Genomic DNA, 12,158 nt, shown 5'->3' on the forward strand with positions numbered 1-12,158 from the left:
GCTCGTATGTGGTCATGGATGATCCGTCCGCTCGATCCATTTCGCGGACAGATCCTGGAGCAGGGTCGAGATCCGCACCCGTGCCGCGCTTGCCGGGTCGAGGTCGAGGATCGAATCGTCGAGTTTGTTGAGCTCTTCGAGCACGAGAATGGCGGCCGCCGCGTCGTCGGGCAGCATTTCGGCGCGCAGATGGCGGGCGAGCTCGACGGCCGTGGGGTGGTCGAAGGTGAGGCTGGCGGGCAGTTCGAGCCGGGTGGCCCGGGCCAGCTGGTTGCGCAGCTTCACGGCCGCCACCGAGTCGAAGCCCATATCGACGAAACCCCGGTCCGGGTCGACCATGGCGGCGTCCGGATGGCCGAGGACCATCGCGACCTGGTCGCGGACCAGCTCCAGCAGGATTTCCTCCTGCTCGTCCTCCGACCGCCCGGCCAGCCGCTCCAGCAGCGTGGTCGCGGACGCCTCGGCCGCCGCGGGTTGATCCACCGGCTGCCGGGCCGGCTCGGGGCGTGCCGGGACCGGTGTCGCGGTGGTGACCCGGACCGCCTCCCCGGGCCCGGCGCATGCCGCGTCGAACAGGGCGAGGCCCAGGTCGGTGGAGACGGAGACCGCGGGCAGCCCGAGGGCCCGCCGGTATGCGGCCAGCGCGTCGGCGTACGCGGGGCCCGGTGTCCCGTCGGCGGAGGTGAGCAGCACAAAGCGGTCCAGCTCCAGGTCCCGCGTGGCCATGTGCAGACTCCAGGCCGCCTCCGGCCCCGACCGCAGCCGTGCCCGCAGGGTTTCCGGGGAGAGCGCGTGAGCCGGTGTCCGCTCCGAGTCCTCGGCCACGGTGTGCACCACGCTCCGCAGTCGCGGAATCGTCTCCAGCAGCCCTGCCAGCGCCTGACGGTCCGCCGGATCGTACGGGGCGAGCCGGACGGTAGCGCCGAGGGCTTCCAGCTCGGCCGTGTCGCCGTTCGGGGCCGTGTCGCCGTCCCCGGCCAGGACCAGGTCGTTCACGCCTCGCTCGACGATCAGGTGCCGGGCCACGTCCGTGGCCGACCCGCCGGTCACCAGCACCGTGCCCGGACCCCAGGCGGGCCGGTTCTGCTCGATGACCGCCGCCGCGGACAGGTCGGGTACCAGCACCGCCGACGCCCGGATCGCGATCCGGCCCTTCCCCACGGCCACCGCGGCGGGCAGCAGGCGCAGATCGGACGCATCGGTGTCGACGAGTGTCATCCGTCCCGCGTGGGCCGCCTGGCTGCCCTCGACCAGCGACCACACCGCGGCCGCGGCCAGGTCCTCGACCTCCTCACCGGAGGCCACGGCGAGCGCGCGCCGGGTCACCAGCACCAGACGCGAGGGGGTGAAGCGTTCGTCGGACAGCCACGTCCGTACGGCAGCGGCGGCGCGGAGCGCCACCTCGGACGCCGTCGCGCCCTCGGACACGCACGGGAGGAGCACGACGTCCGGCACGTCCTCAATGGCCGCCAGATCCGGATAGACCGCGACCGGCGCGCCGAGCGTGTCCGGTTTCCAGCCGTCCGGGTCGCCGACGAGCCCCCATCGGACATGGCCGAGGTCCGGTTCGGACGGCGTAGCGCACACCGCCCACGCCGTCCTGAACAGCGAGGCGTTGGCCTGCCGCAGCCGCTGCCCGGACACCGGGCGCAGCACCAGCGAGTCCACCGACAGCACGGGCGCACCGGCTGCGTCGGCCGCCTGGAGTGAGACCGTGTCCGGGCCGGTGGGCGCGAGGGTGACCCGCAGTCTCGTGGCGCCCGCCGTGTGCAGGGCGATCCCCGTCCAGGAGAACGGCAGATGGGTCCGCTCGGGCTCGGTGACCAGCCCGGCCAGCGCCTCCGCGCACAAGGCCCGGTCGAGCAGGGCGGGGTGCAGGGTCCACCGCCCGGCCTCGGCCCCGGACGTCTCGGGCAGCTCGATGTCGAGGAAGATCTCGTCGCCGCGGCGCCACGCCGGTGTCCCGGTGGACTCCAGCGGGCGGGCGCCGCTGGGCGGCCAGGTCTCGGTGTGCGGCACCGGCGCGGGCGGCCGGTCCGCGCCGAGGACGGCAGTGGCGTGGCGGACCCACCGCTGGTCCCGGCGGCAGTAGACGGTGACCGGGCGGCGGCCGGACTCGTCCGCGTCACGGACGGACACCTGCACCTCGGCCCCGCCCCGTTCGGGGAGGACAAGTGGCTCATGGAGGGTGAGTTCGTCCACCGTCCGGCAGTCGAACTGAAGCCCCGCCTGGAGCACCAGCTCCAGGAAGCCGGTCGCCGGGAACAGGGGCACGCCCAGACCCCGCTGACCGGTCGACGAGGAATGCGCGTCGGCGGAGATACGGCCGGTGAGGAGGACACCGTCCACGTCCGGCAGCGGCACCGTCGCACCGACCAGCGGATGGTCCAGCGTGCCGAGCCCGAGACCGGCCACGTCGCCGGGGGTACGGGAGGGCTCCAGCCAGTAGCGGGAGCGCTGGAAGGCGTAGGTCGGCAGCTCGATCCGCCGGGCGCCGGGGAAGACGGCGGCCCAGTCCAGCTCCACGCCGTGGGTGTGCAGTTGGGCGAGGGCGGTGGTGACCGTGACCGGCTCGGGCCGGTCGGCGCGCAGGGTGGGGATGAACTCGGCGTCGGCCCCGGTGACCTGGGCCTGCGCCAGGGCGGTGAGGGTGCCGTCCGGTCCGAGTTCGAGGAAGGTACCGGTGCCGAGCTTCCGCAGCCGGTCCAGCCCGTCGGAGAACCGCACCGTCTCACGCACCTGCCGCACCCAGTACGCGGGAGAACACAGCTCCTCCCCCGCCACCGAACCCGTGAGGTTCGAGACCACCGGTATCCGCGGGGTGCGGAAGTCCACGGTGGCGAGCACCTCGGCGAACGCGGTGAGCATCTCGTCCATCAGCGGCGAGTGGAAGGCGTGGCTGACCCGCAGCCGCCGCGTCTTCACCCCACGGTCGGCCAGTGCGTCGGCCACACCGTTCACCGCGTCCTCGTCCCCGGACACCACGACCGACGACGGTCCGTTCACGGCCGCGAGGGCGACCCGGTCGGTCAGGAACGGCCGTACCTGGTCCTCCGGTACGGCCAGGGCCACCATCGTGCCGCCCGGGGGCAGCGCGCCCATGAGCCGGCCCCGGGCCGCGACCACCTTGGCGGCGTCCTCCAGCGACCAGAGGCCGGCCACATACGCGGCGGCCAGCTCTCCGACGGAGTGCCCCAGCAGATAGTCAGGGCGCACACCCCAGGAGGACACCAACCGGAACATCGCCACCTCGAGGGCGAACAGACCCGCCTGCGCATACGCGGTGGCGTCCAGCGCGCCGGTGGGGTCGGACACCACCTCGTCGAGCGGATGGTCCAGATACGGGTCGAGCGCGGCGCAGACCTCGTCCCACGCCGCCGCGAACACCGGGAACGTCTCGTACAACTCACGGCCCATACCGGCCCGTTGCGCACCCTGGCCCGCGAACAGCAGGCCCACCCGGCCGGGGCCCGCGCTGCCCAGGACCACGCCCGGCGTGGGCTCGCCGGCCGCCAGCGCGGCCAGTCCGTCCAGCAGCTCCGCCCGGTCCGCGCCGACCACCGCGGCGCGGTGCGAGAGCGCCGAACGGGTGGTGGCCAGCGACCAGCCCACGTCCACCGGGACGGGTCCGGGGTGCGCGGCCAGGAAGGACCGCAACCGGGCCGCCTGTGCCCGCAGTCCGTGCTCGCCCCGGCCGGACAGCACCCATGGCAGCACCGCCGGGGCGGGCTCGGGGGCCGGCTCCGGATCGGCCCCCGGCTCCGCGGGGGCCTGTTCGAGGATCACATGGGCGTTGGTCCCGCTCACTCCGAACGAGGACACCCCGGCCCGCCGGGTGCGGGACGTCCACTCCACGGGCTCGGTCAGCAGCTCCACCGCACCGGCCGACCAGTCCACATGGGTCGACGGCTGGTCCAGGTGGAGGGTCCGGGGCAGCACCTCGTGCCGCATCGCCAGCACCATCTTGATCACACCGGCCACCCCCGCGGCCGACTGGGTGTGCCCGATGTTCGACTTGATCGAACCCAGCAGCAGCGGGCGTTCGCGCTCCTGCCCGTAGGTGGCCAGCAGCGCCTGTGCCTCGATCGGGTCGCCCAGGCTGGTGCCGGTGCCGTGTGCCTCCACCGCGTCCACGTCCGAGGCGGCCAGCCCGGCGCCGGCCAGCGCGGCCCGGATCACTCGCTGCTGCGAGGGTCCGTTCGGCGCGGTCAGGCCGTTCGAGGCGCCGTCCTGGTTGACGGCGGAGCCTCGTACGACCGCCAGGACTTGATGGCCGTTGCGGCGGGCGTCGGACAGCCGTTCCAGCAGCAGCAGACCGACGCCTTCGCCCCAGCCGGTGCCGTCCGCCGCGTCGGCGAACGCCTTGCAGCGCCCGTCGGCGGCCAGTCCGCGCTGCCGGGAGAACTCCACGAAGATGCCCGGGTTCGCCATCACCGTCACCCCGCCGGCCAGGGCGAGGGAGCACTCGCCGGACCGCAGGGCCTGAGCCGCCAGGTGCAACGCGACCAGCGACGACGAGCAGGCGGTGTCCACGGTGACCGCCGGCCCTTCCAGACCGAAGGTGTACGAGAGCCGGCCGGAGACCACGCTGCCGGCGCCACCGGTCAGGAAATAGCCCTCGGACCCCTCGGCCGCCTGGCCGGCTCCCGTGCCGTAGCCCTGCGATGCGGCGCCGACGAACACCCCGGTCTGGCTTCCCTTCAGCGACGCCGCCGGGATACCGGCCCGCTCCACCGCCTCCCAGGCCACCTCCAGCAGCAGCCGCTGCTGGGGGTCCATCGCGAGCGCCTCACGCGGTGAGATCCCGAAGAACCCGGCGTCGAACTCCCCCGCGTCGTACACAAAGCCACCGGCGCGGACATACGAGGTGCCCGAGCTGTCCGCATCGGCGCTGTACAGGCCGTCCAGGTCCCAGCCCCGGTCGTCGGGCAGATCCGAGACCGCGTCACGCCCGGTGTCGAGCAGTTCCCACAGCTCCTCGGGCGAGGTCACCCCGCCCGGATAGCGGCAGGCCATCCCGACGATCACGACGGGGTCGTGGCCGGTGGCCGCCGGGGTGGCGGGCGGCGGCACGGCCTCGTCGACGGTGCCGTTCAGTTCCCGCAGGAGATGACCGGCCAGGACCGCCGGTGTCGGGTAGTCGAAGATCGCGGTGGCCGGCAGCCTGACCCCGGTGGCGGTGCGCAGCCGGTTGCGCAACTCGACGGCCGTGAGCGAGTCGAATCCGGTCTCCGCGAAGGTACGCGCCATGCCGACATCGGCGGGGGTGCCGTGCCCCAGCACGGTCGCCACATGCGTACGGACCAGGTCGAGCACATGCTCTTCGCGCTCGGCGACCGGCATCACGGTCATCCGGTCGCGCAGTGACGACGCGTCTTCGCCCGAACCCGCTCCGGTCGCGCGGCGGATCGGGGCGCGGACCAGACCGTGGAAGAGCGCGGGCAGCGCACCGGCATCGGCCTGTGCCCGCAACGCGGCGGCGTCCAGCGGTGTCGCCAGCACGACCGCCTCGGTGGCCGCCCTGGCGCTGTCCAGGAGGCGGAGCCCCTGATCGGTGGCGAGGGGCGTGGCACCGGCCCGGGCCATCCGGGCGAGATCCCGGTCCGACAGATGGCCGGTCATCCCGCTGCGCTCGGCCCACAGTCCCCATGCCACGGAGACCCCCGGCAGCCCGGCGGCCCGGCGATGCGCCATCAGCGCGTCCAGCCAGGCGTTCGCCGCCGCGTAGGCGCCCTGTCCCGGGCTGCCCAGGACACCCGCGGCCGAGGAGAACACCACGAATTCCGTCAGCTCACGACCGGCCGTCAGCTCATGCAGATGCCATGCGGCGTCCGCCTTCGGCCGCAGGACCTCGCGCACCCGCTGCGGGGTGAGCGACTCCACCACCCCGTCGTCGAGCACGCCCGCGGTGTGCACCACCATCCGCAGCTCGGGCACGGTGTCCAGCAGCCGGGCCAGCTCGTCCCGATCGGCCACGTCACAGGCGACCACTCGCACCTGGGCACCCGATCCCCGCAGGGCGGCGGTGAGTTCGGCCGCGCCAGGGGCGTCCGGCCCTCGCCGTCCGGCCAGGACGACGTCCCGTACCCCGTGCCGTTCGACCAGGTGACGGGCGACCAGCCCGCCCAGGGTGCCGGTGCCGCCCGTGATGAGCACGGTGTCCCGCTCCCGCAGCGGCTGCGGAACGGACAGCACCAGCTTGCCGATGTGGCGTGCTTGAGAGAGGAAACGCAGCGCGTCGCCCGCCCGCCGGACGTCCCAGGACCGGGTCGGCAACGCGGTGAAGACCCCCTGCTCGAAGAGCGGCACCAGCAACTGGAGCAGTTCGCCGATCCGGTCGGGGCCCGCGTCCATGAGATCGAACGCCTGATAGCGCACCCCGTGCTCGGCGGCGACGCGCTCACCGTCGCGGATGTCGGTCTTCCCCATCTCCAGGAACCGGCCGCCGTCGGCGAGCAGACCGAGCGACGCGTCCACGTACTCACCCGCGAGCGAGTTCAGCACCACGTCCACCCGGTCGAAGCGTTCGGCGAACTCCAGAGTGCGGGAGGAGGCGATCCGGTCGTCGGCCACTTGGCCGGCGCGCAGTGTGTCCCACTTCCCCGGGCTCGCGGTGGCGTACACCTCCGCGCCGAGCCAGCGGGCCACCTGCGTCGCGGCCATGCCCACCCCGCCCGCGGCCGAGTGCACCAGCACCGATTCACCGGACCGGAGACCGGCCAGGTCCATCAGCCCGTACAGGGCGGTCAGGAACACCACCGGCGTGGCGGCCGCGTCGGTGAACGACCAGCTTTCCGGCAGCCGCGCGAGCAACCGGTGATCGGTCAGCGCCACGGGGCCGAACGCGCCGGAGAACAGGCCCATCACCCGGTCACCGGGCGTCAGGCCGGACACACCGGGACCGATGTCGAGCACCACCCCGGCGCCCTCGCTGCCGATGACGTCCTGGCCGGGGATCATGCCGAGGGCGACCACGACGTCCCGGAAGTTCACCCCGGCCGCGTGCATCGCCACCCGCACCTGTCCGGCGCCGAGGGCACCGGCGGCTTCCGGGCAGGGGACGGCGGCCAGATTCTCCAGCGTGCCCTGGCTGGTGACGTCCATCCGCCACGGCGTCCCGTCACCGGGGGCCGGGGTGGTGACGGAAGGGGTGAGCGGAGCCAGCCGTGGCGTCAGGGCACGGCCACGGCGCAGCGCGAGATGCGGATGACCGGTTGCCACCGCGGCGGCCAGCACCGTACCGGAATCCTGGTGACCGTCGTGGTCGACGAGGACGAAGCGGTCCGGATGCTCAGCCTGTGCGCTGCGGAGCAGGCCCCAGACCGCCGCCGCGCCGAGGTCTTCGACGTTCTCGCCGGGAGCGGTCGACACCGCGCCGCGTGTCAGCACGGCCAGCCGCGACCGGGCGCAGCGCTCGTCGGCGAGCCACCGCCGTATCGCCGTCAGCACCCGGCCGACGACGGTGGACACCGTGTCACCGGCCGACTCGCAGGGCAGCACCACGACCTCGGGCACGGCGGTGCCCGGTCCCAGGTCGTCTCCCGGGTCGTCTCCCAGGTCGTCGAAGTCCACCGGCGCCTCGGCGGCCGTGGCGGTCGGCAGCGGCGTCTCGGCCCAGTCCACGCGGTACAGCGCGTCCTGGTCCATGCCCCGGGTGTCCGCGATCTGCCGGCCGGACAGCGGGCGCAGCGCCAGCGATGCCACGGACAACACCGGCGCGCCCGCCGGATCGGCCACCTCCAGCGACACCGCGTCCGGACCGGCCGGGGACAGCACCACGCGGATGGCGGAGGCACCGACCGCGTGCAACGCCACTTTGCCCCAGGAGAACGGCAGATACGCCTGGCCGGGTTCGGTGAGGAAACGGCCGAGCCCCACTCCGTGCAGGGCGGCGTCGAGCAGGGCGGGATGCGCACCGCACCGCGCCGCCACGTCCTGTGCCGTCGGCTCCAACGTCACCTCGGCGTAGACCTCGTCGTCGCGTGTCCACGCGGCACGCAGCCCTTGGAAAGCGGGGCCGTATCCGTGACCGCGCTCCGCCATCGCCTCGTACATTCCCGAGACATCGACGGGCCGAGCGCCCTCGGGCGGCCACACCTCCAGGGACCGGGCCGGCGCGGTGGGCTGCTCGCCGGCCCCCCGGGCGTCTGTGACGCCGAGGGTGCCCGAGGCGTGCAGCAGCCACTCCCCGGCGCGGCACGAGTGCACCGTGACCGGCCTGCGGCCCCACTCGTCCGCCGCGGAGACGGCCACCTGCACCTGGACGCCGTCCTGATCCGGCACCACCAGCGGGGCCTGGAGGGTCAGTTCCTCCACCACCGGGTGACCGAAGTGCTGACCGGCCTGCAGGGCGAGCTCGACGAAGCCCGTGCCGGGGAAGACCACCGTGCCCCGCACCCTGTGGTCCGCCAGCCAGGGCTGTCCGGCCAGGGAGAGCAGCCCGGTCAGCACACCGCCTTCGGTCCCGGGCAGCGGCAGCACCGCGCCCAGCAGGGGGTGCTCGATATCGCCGAGCCCCAGACCGGACGCCTGGGTCACCGCCCGCACGGGTTCGAGCCAGAAGCGTTCCCGCTGGAAGGCGTAGGTGGGGAGGTCGACCGTCCGGGCGCCCGCGAAGAGCGGACGCCAGTCCACGTCGACGCCGTGGGTGTGGAGGTCGGCAAGGGCGGTGAGAAACCGGGCGGGACCGCCGTCGTCGCGGCGCAGCGATCCGGTCACGACGATGTCGGTGTCGACGGCGTCGGCGGTGTCCTGGATGCCGACGGTCAGCACGGGGTGCGGGCTCACCTCGACGAACACGGTGTGGCCCTGGCCCATCAGGGCTTCGAGGGTGCTCTGGAATTCCACCGTGTGCCGAAGGTTGCGGTACCAGTAGTCGGCGTCGAGTGCGCGGGGGTCGGTGAGCCGTCCCGTCACCGTCGAGTGGAACGCGATCTGCCCGACGCCCGGCTGGACCGGCGCCAGCGCCTCCGCCAACTCCGCCCGTATCTTCTCCACCTGTGGGGAGTGCGAGGCATAGTCCACCGGGACCCGCTTGGCCTTCGGGAACTCCGCGAGCACCGCGTCCAGCACCTCAACCGACCCGGACACCACCGTCGACGCCGGACCATTCACCGCCGCCACCGACAACCCCGGACGATCCCGCAGCCGATCGGCAGACACCGGGACGGACACCATCCCACCCCGGCCCGACAGAGCCAGCAGCGCCTTGCTCCGCAGGGCCACGACCCGCGCTCCGTCCGCCAGGGACAGAGCGCCCGCCACACACGCCGCCGCGATCTCACCCTGCGAGTGACCCACCACCGCCGACGGCACCACACCGTACGAACGCCACAGCTCGGCCAGGGACACCATCACCGCCCACAACACCGGCTGCACCACATCGACACGAGCCAGCGCCGCCTCATCACCCAGCACATCGAACAGCGACCACTCCACCAGCGGAGCCAGTGCATCGGCGCACTCGCCCATCCGCCCCGCGAACACCGGCGAGGACTCCATCAACTCCAACGCCATCCCGGCCCACTGCGACCCCTGCCCCGGGAAGACGAACACCACCTCGCGACCGGGCTGGGCGGCACCGCCGGTCTCGACGGCGTCCAGCCCCCGTCGTAGCTCCGCGAGGTCCGCGCCCACCACCACGGCACGGTGCGACTGAAGCGAACGGCCGGCCACCAGCGTCCATCCGACATCGGCGGGATCCAGCCCCGGATGGGCATCGATGAAGGACGTGAGGCGTTCGACCTGGCCCCTCAGCCCGGCCTCGCCGGCGCCTGACAGCACCCACGGCAGGGGCAGCGCCCTCCGGTGCTGGTCGGACAGCGGCTCGGGCCCCGACTCCGGCAACAGCTCGGACGCCACCTCCGGCAACAGCCCGGGCACCGGCTCCCGCGCGTCCACCGCATCGGGCCGGGCCGCCACCGGCCCCTGCTCGACGATCACATGGGCGTTGGTGCCGCTGACCCCGAACGAGGACACGCCCGCCCGGCGCGGAGCGCCGCCCCGTGGCCACTCCCTCGCTTCGACGAGCAACGCGACCTGGCCCGCCGTCCAGTCCACATGGGGCGAGGGCTCGTCGACATGCAGGGTCCGCGGCAGTACGCCGTGCCGCATGGCCATGACCATCTTGATCACACCGGCCACACCGGCGGCCGCCTGGGTGTGCCCGATGTTCGACTTCACCGAGCCGAGCCACAGTGGCTGGTCCTCGGGCCGTTCCTGACCGTACGTGGCGAGCAGCGCATGTGCCTCGATCGGATCGCCGAGGCTGGTGCCAGTGCCGTGCGCCTCCACTACGTCGATGTCGGCGGCGGACAGGCGGGCGTTCGCCAGCGCCTGGCGGATCACCCGCTGCTGCGACGGGCCGTTCGGCGCCGTCAGTCCGTTGGAGGCCCCGTCCTGGTTGACGGCGGAACCACGCACCACCGCCAGCACCCGGTGGCCGTTCCGCTCGGCGTCGGACAGCCGCTCCACCAGGAGCATGCCGGCGCCTTCGCCCCAGCCGGTGCCGTCCGCCGCCGCCGCGAACGCCTTGCAGCGTCCATCGGCCGCCAGTGCGCGCTGGCGGGAGAATTCCAGGAAGGCCGCCGGGGTGGCCATGACGGTCGCACCACCGGCCAGGGCCAAGGAGCATTCGCCGGAGCGCAGGGCCTGTGCGGCGAGATGCAGCGCGACCAGCGACGACGAACAGGCGGTGTCCACGGTGACCGCCGGGCCCTCGAGGCCGAAGGTGTACGCCAGCCGGCCCGAGGCGACACTGGCGGCGCTGCCCGTGCCCAGATAGCCCTCCGCGCTCTCCGGGGCCCCGCTCGCCAGAGCGGCGTAGTCCTGGCCGTTGGTCCCGATGAACACGCCGGTCCGGCTGCCCTTGAGCGTGGCGGGGGACATATGGGCGCGCTCGAACGCCTCCCAGGCGACCTCCAGCAGCAGCCGCTGCTGCGGATCCATGGCGATCGCCTCACGCGGCGAGATCCCGAAGAACCCGGGGTCGAACGCGGCCGCGTCATCAAGGAAGCCGCCCGCCCGGACGTAGGAGGAGCCAGGGTGGTCGGGGTCCGGGTCGTACAGCGCGGCCAGGTTCCAGCCACGATCCGCCGGGAACTCCGACACGGCGTCGCGGCCGTCGGCCAGCAGCCCCCACAGGTCCTCCGGCGAGCTCACCCCGCCGGGGAAGCGACAGCTCATCCCGATGATGGCGATCGGTTCGTCGTCCACCGGGCGTGGCGCCACCGGGACCGGTGTCCGGCCGGTGAGGCCCAGCGCCTCCCGGCACACATGCTCGGCGAGCGCCGCCGGGGTCGGGTAGTCGTAGATCACGGAAGCCGGGAAGCGTGCGCCGGTGGCCGCGGTGAGCCGGTTCCGCAGCTCCACCGCGGTGAGCGAATCGAAGCCGATTTCCTGGAAGGGCCGGGCCGGGTCGATCGCCGCGGACGCCGCGTGCCCCAGTACGGCGGCCACATGCGTGCGGACGAGATCCAGCACGGCGGCCGTCCGATCCCGCTCGGCCATGGCCTCCAGGCGGGTGGCGAACGCGTCGGCCGCCCCGCCGCCGGCCGACCCGGTCGGCACGGAAACGTCCCTGAGCAACTCACTCAGCAGCGGGCTCGGCCGTGAGACGGTGAGCCGCGCCCCGAAGGTCGCCCAGTCGATGTCGGCCACCATCACGGTGGTCTCGTCAGCCGCCAGCACCAGCCCCAGGGCGGAGAGCGCCGACTGTGGATCCATGCCCTGCGACCGCGCCACTCCCGCGGCCATACCGGAATCGACCCAGGCGCCCCAGGCCACCGATGTGGCCACCAGCCCCTCGGCCCGGCGCCGCTGGGCCAGTCCGTCCAGAACGGCGTTGGCCGCCGCATAGCTCCCCTGGCCCGCATTGCCCACGGTCCCCGCAGCCGACGAGAACAACACGAAGGCGTCGAGGCCGGTGTCACGGGTCAACTCGTGAAGATGGCGTGCGCCGTCGGCCTTGACCCGCATCACCTCCCGGATCCGCTCCGGGGTCAGCGATTCGAGCACACCGTCGTCGAGGACACCCGCCGCATGCACCACGGTACGCAGATCCGGAATCGTCCCCAGGAGCGCCGCGAGCCCCTCACGATCCGCGACATCGCACGCCACCACGCGCACCAGGTCCCCCAGCTCGGCCACCAACTCCGCGA

General features: G+C 73.4%; 1 pseudogene. It reads right to left on the reverse strand.

Annotated features, from left to right (window positions below):
* Nucleotides 1-12: 12 nt before the first annotated feature.
* Nucleotides 13-12,147 (reverse strand): annotated as a pseudogene (locus tag ACFYOY_RS45820) (SDR family NAD(P)-dependent oxidoreductase); the annotation flags it as partial.
* Between the last annotated feature and the right edge of the window lie 11 nt (nucleotides 12,148-12,158).

This window comes from Streptomyces sp. NPDC007875 (assembly GCF_042868035.1).
GTDB classification, from domain to species: Bacteria; Actinomycetota; Actinomycetes; order Streptomycetales; family Streptomycetaceae; genus Streptomyces; species Streptomyces antimycoticus.